The following is a 14,012-nucleotide window of genomic DNA, read 5'->3' on the forward strand; positions in this document are numbered from 1 at the left end:
CCGGCGCCCAGTTCCCGTCCCGCCGCGACCACCCGCCGCGCTGACCACCGGGCTCCTGCCTCCCGCTCGGCCCAGGATCGCGGAAAGTGTCGTACCGGGTACCCACAATGCATTCATGGCTGTCCCCGCCTTCTCTCCGCGAAACGCACCCCGGCGCTCGTTGCCTCTGCGTGAGGCGCGCACCAGGTTGAGTCAGCTCGTCGCGATGGCGGAGCTGACCGACACCGTCACCGTGATCACCCGCGACGGCGATCCACGGCCGATCGCCGCGATCGTGCCGCCCGGCGCCGCCCGCACCGCCGCCCAGGCCCGCGCTGACGCCGAGCGGCTCGCCGAGGTCACCGCCGGTTGGGCCCGGCGGCTCGACGCCCAACGGGAGCAGAGCGCCCGCCGGCACGCCGCCGAGGTGCGTACGCTCACCGCGGCGTTGGCCGAGGTGTGGGCCGAGCTGGAGCGGCGCGCGGCACCTGCCGACGTTCCCGCGCTGGCCCGGCTGCGCGCGGCCCACGCGCACCTGCTCGCCGACTGACGTCACACTTGGGTAACTCTGGGTTATCGGCTCGTCGTGGTCCGCCACAATGGATGCTCGCGGCGGTGTGCGGGGGTGACGATGAGCGAGTTCAGCGAACCTGTCGCGGACCGGCCCGGCACAGGCGATGAGGGCTCGCCACGCGGTCGCCGGCTGCGACTGGTGGCACTGCTTCTGTTGCTGGTGGTGCTTGTCGTCACGGTGATCCGGGTGATCGCCGCCGTCGGCCCGCCCACCCGGGAGCAGCTGCGGGAGCAGGCCGGGCTGGCCGGCAAGCAGACCCTCTACATCGGAGTCAAGGACGACCAGCCCGGGGTCTCCCAGCAGCTGGAGAACGGCGCGTTCGAGGGCTTCGACATCGAGATCGCCTACATGATCGCCGAAGACCTCGGCTTCGACGCGCCGCGGGTGCGGTTCCTGGCCATCGAGAGTGAGGACCGTGCGCGCCGGCAGGCCCGGGACGTCGACGGCAGCTACGTCACCGTCGACCTGGTGGTCGCCTCGTACAGCATCACCAAGCAGCGTCAGGAGCAGGGCGTGGTCTTCTCCGCGCCGTATCTGGAGACCGAACAGTCGGTGCTCACCCTGGCGTCGTACGAGGGGACGGTGACCAGCCTGCGTGACCTGGCGGACAAGCGGGTGTGCACGCTCGGGACGTCGACCGCCGAATCGGGCCTGGAGCAGCGGGTGCCGAGGGCATACGGCCGCAACCGGATCAGCGGGTGCATCCAGGAGCTGCACGACGGTGACGTCGACGCGGTGATCAGCGACGCTGCGATCCTGGCCGGTTTCGTGGGCCCACGTCCGCCCGGCGAACTGCCGCCGAAGAACAAACTGGAACGCGTCAAGAAGCTGCGCCACTGGGACATCGGTGACGACCGCGCGGAACGGTACGGCGTCAACGCCGGCCCCAACCCGGCTTTGCGGGACCTGGTCAACCTCTCGCTCCAGGAGTCGGCGGAAGGCCCGGACGGGGCCCGCTGGCGGGTTGCCTTCGACAGGTACCTGCGCTCCGAGCAGCAGTACAACAACCCGCAGCAGGTCGCGGTGGACCGGCAACCGCAGCCCGAGCCGGAGGACAGGGTGGAGGTGCGGCAGTGGCCGTGGGAGAGGTTCGCGCTGCCGTACCCGCACCGGTCACCACCGGCGTGGTCATCCGGCGTCGCTCGGGCGCGCGTCAGGCGCAGCAGTGGCTGCTGACCCTGCTGCCGGCCTTCCCGGTGTTGCTGCTGGTGTTGCGGCTGTGGCGGCTGAGTCGGCAGGACATGTCGACGATGCTGCTGCTGGTGCAGTACGTCAGCCCGTTGGGGCTGCTCAGTGCCCTGCTCATCGCCCTGGTCTGGGCGGTGCCGTTGGTGGTGCTGGTGCTCGCCGCGCTCGGCGAGCTGTTGCAGGCGAGCGCCCCGGACCGGTTCGACCCGGAGCGGTCGCTCGCGGCGTACGCCAGTTCCCGTACGCCGGACTGGGTGCTGGTGGTGGCCGGGGCACTGGCCGCCCTCACCTGGCAGTTGCGGTTCCTGCCGGCCCTGGTGATGGTGCTGGTGTGGCTGGTCGCCCTGCGCGCCCGCAACCGCTTTCCGGACCGGCCCCGGGTGCTGGTCGCCACCGGCCTGGTCCTGCCGGTGGTGGTGGCTGCGGCCTGTTCAGCCTGGCTGGGCCCGGCCGTCGGGGCGGCGCTGCGGCACCGTGAGTTCGCCACCGCCGCGTTGCTGGCGCTGCCGCCCGCCGGTGCGCTGGTGCTGACCGGGCCGGTGCCGGCGCGGGCCGCCCCGGCGTTGATCCGCGCCCTCACCTACACGGCAGGTGCGCTGGTCCCGGTGCTGATGGGAGTGATCTTCCTGCGGGTGCCCCTGCTGCCTGCGGTGGCCGTGGTGGTCGGTGAACCGACGCCCCGGGAAGTGGTCCTGGGTGAGGCGGTGACGGTGACCGACAAGATGACGATCGTGCTGGCCCGCGCCGGCGAGATCCGCTTCCTGCCCAACGACGAGGTGCGGGGCCAGGCGCTCTGTCCCACCGCGGATCGGATGCCGGCCAGCCGGGTGACGGTGGCGGGCTGGCCGGTGGAGGAGACCGCGCTGGACTGGATGATGCCCCGCCGGCCGGTCGGCGTGCCGGATCCGCGCTGCGCCGGTCTGCTGCCTATCCCTTGAGCGACTGCCGTCCGGGGGCCGGCCGCCGGCCTTTGAGCCGGCGGCCCAGCTCGCGGGCGATCTCGCGGTCGGCGTCGCGGGCGGCGAGCACCTGCCGCTTGTCGTAGGACGTGCGGCCCTTGGCCAGGGCCAGCTCGACCTTTGCCCACCCGCCGGCGAAATACATCGACAGCGGCACCAGGGTGATCCCGCCCTCGCGGACACGCGCCAGGATCCGGTCGATCTCCACTCGCCGGAGCAGCAGCTTGCGGGTCCGGCGGGGCGCGTGGTTGGTCCAGCTGCCGTAGCCGTACTCGGCGATGTGCAGGCCGTGCAGCAGGATCTCGCCGTCGTGTTCCTGGGCGAAGGCGTCGACGAGCGAGACCCGGCCGTCGCGCAGCGACTTGACCTCGGTGCCGGCCAGCACGATGCCGGCCTCGTAGGTCTTGAGCACGGTGTAGTGGTGCCGGGCCTTGCGGTTCGACGCGACAAGCGTCCGGTCGGTGTTCCGGGCTCCGCTCACCGGTGAAGGATATCCGTCGCCGGGCTTGAAATCCTATTTCCCCGGTAGGAATATGGGTTATCCTTCCCATCCCCCCGGAGGAACCCCCATGAGCAATCCCGAAACGCCATCATCGGCCGGCGCGTCGCCACGCCGATTCACTCTCACCGAGGACTGGGCCGCCACGATCCTCGGCCTGGCACTGCTCATCCTGGTGCTGATCGGTGCGATTCCCGCCGGGCTGGTGCTCTGATGGCCACCGATGCCACCCGCCCCACGCCAGACGTCACCGCACCGGCCGAGCGGGCCCCAGCGGCCGACGGCGCTGCCGAACCGCCGGCCGGACCACCGCCGCGTCCGGCCGAGTTCTGGGTCTGGACCGGCGTGGGCCTGCTGGTGGTCCTGGTCCTGGCCGGGCTGACCCGCTACCTCGAGGAGAACGTGCCCGACTGGGCGGCGGGCACGGCGGTGGCGGACATCGCCTCGGCGGTCGAGTACCCGGTCTATGCGATCCTGCTGGGCCTGCTCGGCAACCTCGTGGTGACCCTGACCGGGTTGCGGGACCGCATCGCCGCGGCCTTCCGCACCGAGTTCTTCATCAAGACCGGCCTGGTGCTGCTCGGTGCCTCGATCAACCTGGCCGTCATCGCCAGTGCCGCCGGACCGGCCATCGCGCAGGCGCTCCTGTTGATCAGCGGGGTTTTCCTCTTCACCTGGTGGCTGGCCGGGCGGTTCGGGCTTGACGACAAGCTACGTGCCCTGCTGGCCTCAGCGGTGTCGATCTGTGGGGTCAGCGCGGCCATCGCCGCCGCCGGAGCGGTCCGCGCCCGCCGGGAGCAACTCGCCTACACGGCGAGCCTGGTGATCGTCTTCGCGCTGCCGTCGATCTTCCTGCTGCCCTGGCTCGCCGACCTGCTCGGCCTGGAGTCCGCGGTGGCCGGCGCCTGGATCGGCGGCAACATCGACACCACCGCTGCGGTCACCGCCGCCGGGGCACTGGCGGGTGAGGAGGCGTTGCAGATCGCCAGCATCGTCAAGGTGACCCAGAACGCGCTGATGGGCGTGGTCGCCGTGGCGCTCACCGCCTACTTCGCGCTGTACGTCGAACGGCAGGCCGGGGCGGCCCGGCCGGGGCTGGGCGAACTGTGGCGGCGTTTCCCGAAGTTCGTACTCGGTTTCGTGGCGGCCTCGGTGATCGCCACCTGGTACCTGAAGCTGGCCGGCGCGGACGGCAAGGCGACCATCGCCATCGTCAACGACCTACGGGCCTGGTTCTTCATCCTGGCCTTCGTCAGCATCGGCCTGGAGGTCCGGGTGGCGGCGTTGCGGCAGGCGGGTTGGCGACCGGTGGCGGTCTTCGGCGCCGCCACCGTGTTCAACCTGGTCCTCGCGCTGGGACTGGCCTCGCTGTTGTTCGCCGGATTCGACGCGAGCTGACACCGCACCGGCGACGGTTGGCGAGTCCGCAGGTGCTTGCCCGGTCCTGCCGCCGCCTCGCCGACCGCTGCGGCCGGGGACCGACGGTTCCCGGCCGCAGCGGAGCCCGTCAGGCGTGGATCAGGGTGACCAGTCCGGCAACCATCAGCACGGCGGCCCACAACCGGTCGACGTTGAACCAGGCCCGCCGCAGGACACCCAGCCCGAGCACCCGGTGCACGGTCAGGGCCAGTGCCAGCGCGGCGGCGAACATGGCGACCGTGTGCACGGCGGCGGCACCCAGCCCGGTCAGTGCGCCGACCGGTGCCCCGGCCGGGTGGGCCGCGTGCCCGGCGGTCGCCCCGGGCGGATCCACCAGCAGCACCGGCAGCAGCATCAACCCGGCACCGTGCGCCGAGGACATCAGGAACGACCAGGCGGCCAGTTGTGCCGAGGACAGGCGCATGCCGGCCCAGCGGAAGTGCCGTGCCGACAGCAGTCGCCACAGCCCGAAGCCGACCAGCACCAGCCCGCCGGCCACCGCGAGCGCGGTGCTGGTGGTGACCGACCTGGTCGCGACGACCAGGGCCGCCACCAGGCCGACCGAGGCCAGGTGGCCGGCCGCGATCGGCGGCAGCGACAACAGCAACGCCCGCTGGCTGCCCTCCTGAAGCCCGCGCGCGACCGCGAACAGCCAGCCCATCGCCGGGTTCACGCCGTGGAACACGCCGAGCGCGACCAGTGCGGCCCAGCCGGCCACGGTCACGGAAAACAGTACGAGTCGGAGGATGCGTCGCCGCCCTGCAACCGGGTCTGGTGCACCCGCAGCCCACGGAACTGCTCGCCGTGCGGAAAGAACCGCAGGTCCGCAGTGAGGCCACCGGCCTGCGGATCGACGTCCAGCTTGGCCAGCCAGGCGCCGACCCCGTCGGGATAGAACTGGTCGTCCCACGCACCGTAGAGCGAGTTGCTCACGTAGACCCGGCGGCCGTCGCGGCTGACCTCCACCATCTGCGGCCCGCCGGAGAGGGGCTGGTCGGGCGCGGCCGGATGGGGCGTACGGGCGACGATCCCGCCGAGGCGCACCGAACCGGTCTGCACCGGGTGGAACGGATCGCTGACGTCGTACTGGCGCAACTCGCCGGTGCCCCAACAGGAGACGTAGAGGAACCTGTCGTCCACCGACAGGTCGATGTCGGTGACCAGCGGCGGCACCGCGCCGAAGGGCTTGAGCAACTCCGGCAGCCGAGCCGGGTCTGCCGGCTCGGCAGGAATCTCGATCACCTTGGTGACCGCCCACCGGTCACCGTCGCGATGCCAGAGCCAGACCGAGGCGGAGAGGTCCTCGACGTTGATCACCACGCCGACGAAACCGTGGCTGCGGCGCGGATCGTGTGCCGGCCGCAACTCCAGCGGCATCTGGTACTGGTCGCCGAGGTCGACCCGCTGCACGTGCCGACGGGTGGCCAGGTCCCAGAAGTGGATGGCGTGCCCGTACCTGCGGGCGAGCAGCAGTTCACCGACGATGCCGTCCTCGATCATCGACGGTGTGCCCCACTCGCTTGTCACCAGCACGTCCTGGGTCAGGTGCCACCACACGTCGTACGCCAGGAACTGCGGTCCACGGTCGGCCTCCCAGGCACCGCGTACCTCGAAGGTGGTGTGGTCCAGGATGGCGATCCCGCCCGGCCCCTCCGCACCGTCGGCGCCACCGAGCGCGGACAGGTAGATGCCGTCCGGGCCGCAGTGCACGGTGTGCGGCCGGGAGTAGCCGGCCCGCTTGGCGAGTTCCTCCGGGCCGATCACCTTCACCACCCGGGGTTGCCGGGGGTCGGGCCGGGTGTCCAGGACGTTGATGCGCGAGGAGCGCAGCCCGGGCACGATCAGGTAGCGGCGTTCGACGTGCGGGTGCGGCGCGGTCGGGCAGAGCGCGCTACTGCACGCGTTCCAGCCGAAGTGGTGCAGTTCGTCGCCGCGATGCGGCAGGTCGGTCCAGCCGACCACCTGGCCGTAGTCGGCAGAGTCCGGGTCGGTGTCGAGCACCACGATCGCGTCCGGGCGCCGTGCGCCACGGTCGAAGGCCGCCACATAGGCGAGTTTCTCCGGTGGGGCGTTGGCGGCGTCGCGGGGCGAGGGGTGGAAGGTGGGGTCGGGTGTCCAGCGGGTCATCTGCACCTCCAGGGTCAAGGGGTGGGCACGCCGAGCCGGTCGAGCAGGCGGCGACGCAGCACGCCGAAGGCCGGGTCGTCGGAGGTACGCATGGGGTCTCCTCGTGACAGGGCTGGGGAGCCGCACGGTCATCGATGTCCGGCCGGCGAGAGCACAGCCTACTAACTCGATAGGTTTTATGGGTAGGGTGTCCGGGTGGCCGCCCCACCTCTCAGGAGCGGGCGGCCCGGAACAGCCCCGGCGACTCACGAAAGGTCGAGCCATGTCGTTGACGTTCCACTGGTTCCTGCCCACCTACGGCGACAGCCGGGACATCGTCGGCGGCGGGCACGGCGTGTCGGTTGGCCGGGCCGGTGGCACGCGCCCACCCACCGTCGCCTACCTCGGGCAGATCGCCCGCACGGCCGAACAACTGGGCTTCGTCGGCGCGCTCACACCCACCGGCGCCTGGTGCGAGGACGCGTGGTTGAGCACCGCGATGCTCACCGAGGTCACCGAGCGGCTGAAGTTCCTGGTCGCCTTCCGACCCGGTCTGCTCTCGCCGACCCTGGCCGCGCAGATGGGCGCCACCTTCCAGCGGCTCTCGCAGGGGCGGCTGCTGGTCAACGTGGTCACCGGCGGCGAGTCCCACGAGCAGCGCGGCTACGGCGACTTTTTGGACAAGGACGCCCGGTACGCCCGCACCGACGAGTTCCTGCACGTGGTGCGGGCGTTGTGGCGTGGGGAGACGGTCGACCACACGGGCGTGTACCTCCGGGTCGAACAGGCTCGGCTCGCCCGGCTGCCCGAGCCGCCGCCGCCTGTCTACTTCGGCGGCTCGTCCGCCGCCGCCGGTCCGGTCGCCGCCGCGCACAGCGACGTCTACCTGACCTGGGGGGAGCCTCCGGCTCAGGTGGCCGGCAAGCTCGACTGGATCCGCGGGCTGGCCGCCGAGGCCGGGCGTACGGTCCGGTTCGGCATCCGGCTGCACGTGATCGCGCGGGACACCGGCGACGCGGCCTGGGCGCAGGCCCGTCGGTTGCTCGACGGCATCGCCGACGCCGACATCCAGGCCGCACAGGAGGGGTTGCGCCGCAGCGAGTCCGAGGGACAGCGCCGGATGCTCGACCTGCACGGCGGTTCCCGGGACGGCCTGGAGGTCTCACCGAACCTGTGGGCCGGCGTCGGGCTGGTGCGCGGTGGGGCGGGCACCGCCCTGGTGGGCAGCCACACCGAGGTGGCCGACCGGATCGCCGAATACCACGCCCTCGGCATCGAGGAGTTCGTCCTCTCCGGCCATCCCCACCTGGAGGAGGCGTACTGGTTCGGCGAGGGGGTGCTGCCGATCCTGCGCGCGCGGGGCCTGTGGCGGCACCCGGCGGGCGAACCCGCAGCCGCGCAGCCCACCGGGATCCCGTTCGCCACCCCACCGGTGCCGGCCGGCCGGCGCTGAATCGGCCGGGGCCGCGCGGACACCCGGCTGCCGCCGGTCAGTTTCGGTGGCGGGTGAAGAAGTCGGCAAGCATCTCGGTGTGGGTGGAGAAGGCCAGCTCGGCGGGCTCGGTCAACACCAGCCACTCGGTGGCCTCCGCGGTCGGCGCCGACGGGGGCAGCTCCTCCACCGCACGTGCCGGCAGCTCACCGAAGACCATCATGGTGCCGCCGGCCGGCGCGCTGAGCACCGCCACCAGTTCCGCGCCGGCCGGGTCGGCCAGCAGCCCGGTCTCCTCCCGCAGTTCGCGCACCAGCGCGTCCTGCCAGTGCTCGCCGTACTCGATGAAGCCGCCGGGCAGTGCGAGCAGCCCGCGCGCGGGTTCGATGTCACGCCGGACCACCACCACACCGAGCCCGCCGGAGGTCCGCACCGGCAGCAGCGCCACCGCCACCGGCAGCGGGTTGCGCCAGACCGTCTCGCCGCAGGCCGCGCAGATCCGCGGCCATCCGGCCGTCGCCGGATACGCCGTGCCGCAGTACGAGCAGTGCGAGTGCGCCACCGGTGTCACGCCGCGCAACGTTACCCGTCGGCGCTGCGGCGGCCCGGCTCGGACGGCGAGCGGTCAGGAGCGGCCGACGCGGGCGTTGCCGATCGCGTCCTTGCGCCCCCACCGCCCGACGATGTCGAGCAGTTCGATCCGGCCGAAGCGGTGCGGCACCGCCGGCTGCACCACCAGGTGCTCGCCCTCCGGTTGCAGGCCGAGCAGGGTACGCAACAGCAGGAAGGTGGCGCCGGTCGCGCTGGCCTGCGGGCTGTTCGCCGCCGGGTACGGCACCGGATAGCGGGTCAGGTCCCGGTCGTAGCCGGCGAACGACTCCGGCATCCGGCCGTCGAAGTGGTGGGCGGCCTCGATGATGCTCTCGGCGATGCGTCCCGCCTCGGTGTGGAAACCGTACCGGCGTAGCCCCGCGGCGATCAGGGAATTGTCGAACGGCCACACGGTGCCGACGTGATAGCCGAGCGGGTTGTAGCGGTACTGTCGCTCGGCCAGGGTCCGCACCCCCCAACCGGAGAAGAGTCGAGGGCCGAGCAGGTGCGCGGCGACCGGGCCGGCGCGGTCGGGTGTGACGATGCCGCTCCACAGCAGATGACCCATGTTCGAGGCCAGCGCGTCGACCCGGTCGCCGTCGGGCCCGAGCGCCAACGCGAAGTACCCGCCGTCGTTGATCCAGAAGTCCCGGTTGAACCGTTGCTTGAGCTCCTCGGCCTCCCGCTCCAGCCGGTCGGCGTACGCCGGGTCGCCCCAGAACCGGCGGGCCAACCGGGCACCACGACGCTTGGCGTCGTACGCGTACCCCTGCAACTCGCAGGTGGCGCGGGGCAGCCCGGGCAGCCGGCCGTCGGCGTAGCAGATCGCCTCGGGGGAGTCCTTCCAGCAGTGGTTCTGCGCTCCGGTCTGTTCGTTGCGGGTCTGGTACCAGACGTAGCCGTCGCCGCGCAGGTCGCCGTACTCGTCGATCCAGCGCAGCGCCGCGCGGGCCGCGTCCTCGAGTTCCCGGACCAACCCGGCGTCGCCGGTCCAGCGCTCGTACTCGTCTAGCAGCACGACGAAGAGCGGGGTGACATCCGCCCCGCCGTAGTACGGCGACTGCGGCCGTTCCTCGAAGGCGGACATCTCCCCGTACCGGATCTCGTTGAGGATCTTGCCGGGCTCCTCGTCCCGGAAGTCGTCGAGCACCGTGCCCTGGGACATGGCGAGGATCCGCAGGGTGGTCAGGGCGAGTCGGGGCATGAAGGGCAGCGTCTGGAAGCAGGTGACGAGGGAGTCCCGGCCGATGATCGTCGCCGACCAGGGCAGCCCGGCGGCGAACATCGTCTCCCTCGGCAGGGCCAGCGGGGAGAACCGCAGGCCAGCGAGGTCCTCCAGGCCACGCCGGTAGGTCATGGTCAGCGGCTCCCAGTCGCAGTGCAGTCGCGGCGCGTCGGCCACCCACCGGCTCAGGTCGTCGCGCAGCCGTGGTGCCGGTCGGCCCGTCGGTCGCCGCAACTTGTCCAGGGCGTTCGACCCGTCCGGACGCAGCACGCTGGTCTGCACCTGGAGCGTCGTGCTCCACCTGCCCTGCCGGTCGAGGCGGATCCGGAAGGTCACCCCGTGTTCGTCGAACTCGGCGGGCTCGTCGGAGATGATGTCCGTCACCCGGTGGAACCGCTCCCGCCGGCACCCCAGCCGCAGGCTCCGCTCGGAGACCTCCCGGTAGCCGCGCACGGCGGACGGGTGTGGCCAGAGCACCTGGTAGACCGGCGCGAAGTCACTGTCCGCGTCGATGCGTACGACGTGGTCGACAGGCGTGCCGGTGTGGTTGAGCACGGTGAGGCGTTCGTTGAAGCTGCTGTCCGACATCCACCGGTCGCGGATGACCGAGACCTTCGCGTCGACGTAGTGGGTCGGGTGGCCGGGGACGAGGAAGAAGCGGATCTCGTAGTAGTTCGGCTCGTGCACCGCCAGCGGGTGCAGCGGCTCACCGTCCAGACTGAGCCGCCAGTTGGACAGGAACCGGGTGTCGAAGGCGTAGAAACCACTCGGGCCGCCGTGGCTGAAGATCATGTCCCCGTTGTCCTCGCTGAGCGCGAAGACGTTTCCGTCGAGGATACGGACGAGTTGCCTCACCGTGCCTCCCGTTCAGGCGTCGGCGGCGGTCGGTTCGCCACCGTACGGGGATGGCGCGCGCCCGGCGGCGGCGCGAAGAGCCGTTCCAGCATGACCACCATCCGGAACTCGCCGTCGGCGGTGAGGTCGTTGCGCAGGAACGCCGGCAGTGGTTTGACCTCGCCCCGCGTCATCCGCAGGAAGAGTGCCTCGTCGACCTGGATGACGGTGTCGGCCGTGTCGGCACGTCCGCGCGACGCGGTGACCTGTCCCTGGTCGATGACGACCAGCCAGCGGTCCACCCCGCCGGGGGAGGTCAGGTCGAACCGGACCGTGCCCGAGACCTGCCGCAGCATCCGCCCGCCACCATGGGCGAGCCGGTCGAAGAACTCCCGCACCGTCTCCGACACCGATCACCTCCACGGGGCGTGTCCAGCTCGGGACGGCCGGCCGCCGGCGCTGCGCGGCGTGACCTTCCGCCCTGGCGGGCGGACCCGACGTCACCACCATTGGCCACCTTAGTGGCTTAAGTCCGCCTTCGCCGGATGTCTCCCGGGCCGCCACCCGGTAGCCCCACAGCCGCGTCAGTGCTGGTCAGAGCCCTGCCAGCAGCTCGGCGGCGGCCCGCTCGCCCGCCTGCACCGCGCCGTCGAGGTACCCGGCCCACCGGGTGGCGGTCTCCGTACCCGCCCAGTGGATCCGGCCCACCGGCGCGCGCAGGTACGGTCCGTACTCCGACAAGGAGCCGGGCGTCAGCACGCCGCAGAAGCAGCCACGGGTCCACGGGTCGGCCGACCAGTCGTACTCGATCACCTCGTCGGGCTGCCGCGCGGCCGGGCCGACAACGGTGGCCAGCGCGTCGAGCAGCGCGTCGCGGCGGGCCGGCCCGGACATCCGGCGCAACGCGTTCGCCTGCGCCCCGTAGCTGAAGGCGGTCAACACCCCCCGCGACGAGGTGGGGGTGCCGCTGTCGACCGTCTCGGTGACCGGACCCTCGGCGCAACTGGCCACCCCGGACAGGCCGTCGGCCCGCCAGAACGGCTCCGGATAGACGGCATGGGTCTTCCACGCCGAGCCCATCGGCATCCGTTGGGTGAGTCCGTCGCGCAGCGCGGGCAGCGCCGGTGCGTACCGGATCCGACCGGCCAACGCCGGCGGCACCGCCACCACCACCGCGGCGGCCTCGAACCGTCCGACGTCGGTGTGCGCCACCACGCCCGCCTCGTCGTGTTCGATCGCCACCACCGGCGCGCCCCACCGGACCACCTCCGGCCCCAGCGCGGCGGCCATCGCCTCGGCCAGCGCCGCCGGCCCCCCGACGATCCGGTCCTGCTGCGCGCCGCCGGTGGTCGGGAGCAACGACGACGTCCCGCCGCCGCTGGCCAGATAGCTGGCGAGCGCGAGCAGGGACACCTGATCGGGTGAGACGGCCAGCAGACCGCCGGCAAGCAGCCGGCCCAGATATCGCGCGGTCACCGGGTCCGGTGCGGTGGCCGCCAGCCAGTCACCGAGAGTGGTGCGGTCCCACCGGGCCGCCTCCGGCGCCGTCCACGGTGCGGCCGGGTCCAGCCGCGCGGCGTAGGTGTCCAGCAGGTCGAGCACGCGGGCGGCCCCCGGTGGCTCGGTGCGCCGCCGGGCACCCTCCCACACCACCACCGACGCGCCGTACGCGGCGGACGGGAAGGTGGCCAGCCCGTACCGGTCCACCAGGGCGTTGACCAGATGCTGGGTCGGGCCGATCCACTGGGCGCCCAGATCGAGCTGGGTGCCGTCGGCAAGCCAGCGGGTCAGGACCCGGCCGCCCACCCGGTCCCGGGCCTCCAGCACCCGCACCCGTACGCCGGCGCGGCGGAGGCTGAGCGCGGCGGCGAGGCCGGAGCATCCGGCCCCGACGACCAGGGCGTCGGTCATACGCCGTACTACCCGGATCCGGTAGCCGTATGGCGCACCCTGCTATCTGCGTTGGCCCGTTGCACGGCAAGGGCTATGGTGGTCCGATGTACCCCGCCGCCGCACTGGACCACGCTGCCGTTGTCACGGCCGCGTCGGTGCCCGCTGCCCGCAGCGCGGTGGTGCCGGGTCGGATCCCCGGCAAGGCTGGTCACGGCCAGCCGAGCCCCGCCGGCCGGAGCCCTCCGGAAACCGTCTGACAACCAGGACGGCCAAGGGCGAAGCTCACGCTTCGGCCCTTTTTCTTTTTCCGAGAGAGGGAATCCGACATGACCGACCAGACGTGGCTCACCGACCTCAAGACGACCTTGACTCAGGAGCACAAGACGCAGACCGCCCGGCTGACCGAGCTGACGGCGGACACCGGAGATCCGGCGCAGGCGCACACCAACGCCGCCCTGATCGCGGCGGCCAGGCAGAGCCTGGAGCAGATCTCCGCCGCGTTGCGTCGGCTGGCCGCCGGCAGCTACGGCACCTGCGAGAGGTGCGGTACGGCGATCGCCCGGGAACGCCTGGAGATCATTCCGCACGCCCGGTTCTGCGTGCCCTGCCAGCAGAAGCAGCACGGCTGACCCGGCCACGACTGCCGCACCGGGCTACCGGTGCGGCAGCCCGCCGGGGTGGTCGTCGGCCTCGGCGGGCGGCTCCGAACGGCCGCCGAGCGGCCCCGGGCCGGTGACGGCGTCCGGCAACCCCTGAGTGATGATCACGCTAGGTGTGGTGTTGCGTTCCGGGGCCAGACTGGCGACGACGGTGGCCGTCACGCCGTCCGGCCGGTGGGTGAGGGTCAACGCCCCGGTCAAATGGTGGGCCAGCCAGAGCCCACGCCCGCCCGGGGTGTTCGCCGCCGGCAGGTTCACCGTCAGGTCACCGCCGCTGCCGTGGTCGGTCACCTCACAGACGAGGCGGTCGGCCTGCCGGAACAGGTCCAGCCGGCCATGGCCGCCACCGTGCAGCACGGCGTTGGTGACCAACTCGTGGATGGCCAGGACGAGATCCTCGGCCGTGTCTCCGGTGAGGCCCGCCGCGGCGACATGCGTGGCGAGCAGGTGCCGCACCGTGGTCACCGTCTGTGCGGTGAACGGAAGGGACAGCAGGGACGTCGCCTCGCCGTCGTCCGGAGACGGACCACCCGGACCAGTGGCGTCCGGCCGACCGAGGTTGTTCATGCTGGCAGATTACGTGGTCAGGTCAGGGCCGCGACCATTGCGGCAGGGCAAGGATCCTCGCGTCACCCTGATCGGACGGCGACGCTG

The 14,012-nt window shown here is 72.0% G+C and carries 15 protein-coding genes; 7 read left to right on the plus strand and 8 right to left on the minus strand.

Annotated elements, in window-relative coordinates; translation table 11 throughout:
* Positions 1-205: 205 nt before the first annotated feature.
* The 3 genes from C1I93_RS08500 (at position 206) to C1I93_RS08510 (ending at position 2,679) form a co-directional block, all read left to right on the plus strand.
* Positions 206-529 (plus strand): type II toxin-antitoxin system Phd/YefM family antitoxin, encoded by a 324-nt coding sequence (locus C1I93_RS08500; RefSeq protein ID WP_249412298.1) that lies wholly within the window; start codon positions 206-208, stop codon positions 527-529.
* 81 nt (positions 530-610) lie between these two features.
* Positions 611-1,729: a transporter substrate-binding domain-containing protein gene (locus C1I93_RS08505; RefSeq protein WP_111242682.1), complete on the plus strand. Its 1,119-nt coding sequence runs from the start codon at positions 611-613 to the stop codon at positions 1,727-1,729.
* Positions 1,633-2,679 carry a hypothetical protein gene (locus C1I93_RS08510; RefSeq protein ID WP_111242709.1) on the plus strand — a complete coding sequence of 349 codons (1,047 nt, stop codon included), beginning with the start codon at positions 1,633-1,635 and terminating at the stop codon, positions 2,677-2,679. Before C1I93_RS08505 ends, C1I93_RS08510 begins: the two co-directional genes overlap by 97 nt.
* On the opposite strand, the gene smpB is transcribed toward C1I93_RS08510, so the two are convergent.
* Entirely contained in the window at positions 2,669-3,181 is a 513-nt protein-coding gene (gene smpB / locus C1I93_RS08515; RefSeq protein ID WP_111242683.1) for an SsrA-binding protein SmpB, read from the minus strand. The two genes, C1I93_RS08510 and smpB, sit on opposite strands and share 11 nt — an antisense overlap.
* Before the next feature lie 88 nt (positions 3,182-3,269).
* On the opposite strand from smpB, the gene C1I93_RS31425 reads away from it, so the two are divergent.
* Together C1I93_RS31425 and C1I93_RS08520 are read left to right on the plus strand one after the other, a co-directional pair.
* Positions 3,270-3,413 (plus strand): hypothetical protein, encoded by a 144-nt coding sequence (locus tag C1I93_RS31425; protein WP_181445069.1) that lies wholly within the window; start codon positions 3,270-3,272, stop codon positions 3,411-3,413.
* Positions 3,413-4,597 (plus strand): YeiH family protein, encoded by a 1,185-nt coding sequence (locus tag C1I93_RS08520; protein ID WP_111242684.1) that lies wholly within the window; start codon positions 3,413-3,415, stop codon positions 4,595-4,597. The genes C1I93_RS31425 and C1I93_RS08520 overlap by 1 nt, the downstream gene beginning before the upstream one ends.
* A 109-nt stretch (positions 4,598-4,706) precedes the next feature.
* Here C1I93_RS08520 and C1I93_RS08525 read toward each other — a convergent pair whose 3' ends face one another.
* The gene (locus C1I93_RS08525) at positions 4,707-5,342 is read right to left on the minus strand and encodes a hypothetical protein (protein ID WP_111242685.1); all 636 of its coding nucleotides are present in this window, start codon (positions 5,340-5,342) and stop codon (positions 4,707-4,709) included.
* Positions 5,339-6,745 carry a selenium-binding family protein gene (locus C1I93_RS08530; RefSeq protein WP_111242710.1) on the minus strand — a complete coding sequence of 469 codons (1,407 nt, stop codon included), beginning with the start codon at positions 6,743-6,745 and terminating at the stop codon, positions 5,339-5,341. The genes C1I93_RS08525 and C1I93_RS08530 overlap by 4 nt, the downstream gene beginning before the upstream one ends.
* Before the next feature lie 262 nt (positions 6,746-7,007).
* On the opposite strand from C1I93_RS08530, the gene C1I93_RS08540 reads away from it, so the two are divergent.
* Positions 7,008-8,177, plus strand: coding sequence for an LLM class flavin-dependent oxidoreductase (locus C1I93_RS08540; protein WP_111242686.1), 1,170 nt, complete (start codon positions 7,008-7,010; stop codon positions 8,175-8,177).
* Between the two features lie 37 nt (positions 8,178-8,214).
* Here the strand turns inward: C1I93_RS08540 and C1I93_RS08545 are convergent, their stop codons facing one another.
* The 4 genes from C1I93_RS08545 to C1I93_RS08560 all read right to left on the minus strand — a co-directional run bounded on the left by C1I93_RS08545 (position 8,215) and on the right by C1I93_RS08560 (position 12,717).
* Positions 8,215-8,727, minus strand: coding sequence for an NUDIX domain-containing protein (locus C1I93_RS08545; protein ID WP_111242687.1), 513 nt, complete (start codon positions 8,725-8,727; stop codon positions 8,215-8,217).
* Positions 8,728-8,781: 54 nt separating this feature from the next.
* Positions 8,782-10,827: an amylo-alpha-1,6-glucosidase gene (locus tag C1I93_RS08550; protein WP_111242688.1), complete on the minus strand. Its 2,046-nt coding sequence runs from the start codon at positions 10,825-10,827 to the stop codon at positions 8,782-8,784.
* Positions 10,824-11,216: an SCP2 sterol-binding domain-containing protein gene (locus C1I93_RS08555; RefSeq protein ID WP_111242689.1), complete on the minus strand. Its 393-nt coding sequence runs from the start codon at positions 11,214-11,216 to the stop codon at positions 10,824-10,826. The genes C1I93_RS08550 and C1I93_RS08555 overlap by 4 nt, the downstream gene beginning before the upstream one ends.
* A gap of 184 nt (positions 11,217-11,400) precedes the next feature.
* Entirely contained in the window at positions 11,401-12,717 is a 1,317-nt protein-coding gene (locus tag C1I93_RS08560) for a flavin monoamine oxidase family protein (protein WP_111242690.1), read from the minus strand.
* A 308-nt stretch (positions 12,718-13,025) separates the two neighbouring features.
* Between C1I93_RS08560 and C1I93_RS08565 the strand changes: the two genes are divergently transcribed.
* Entirely contained in the window at positions 13,026-13,328 is a 303-nt protein-coding gene (locus C1I93_RS08565; protein ID WP_111242691.1) for a TraR/DksA family transcriptional regulator, read from the plus strand.
* A gap of 24 nt (positions 13,329-13,352) precedes the next feature.
* Here the strand turns inward: C1I93_RS08565 and C1I93_RS08570 are convergent, their stop codons facing one another.
* Positions 13,353-13,925: an ATP-binding protein gene (locus tag C1I93_RS08570; protein WP_111242692.1), complete on the minus strand. Its 573-nt coding sequence runs from the start codon at positions 13,923-13,925 to the stop codon at positions 13,353-13,355.
* Between the last annotated feature and the right edge of the window lie 87 nt (positions 13,926-14,012).

The sequence above is a fragment of the Micromonospora endophytica genome (assembly GCF_003236305.1).
GTDB classification, from domain to species: Bacteria; Actinomycetota; Actinomycetes; order Mycobacteriales; family Micromonosporaceae; genus Micromonospora; species Micromonospora endophytica.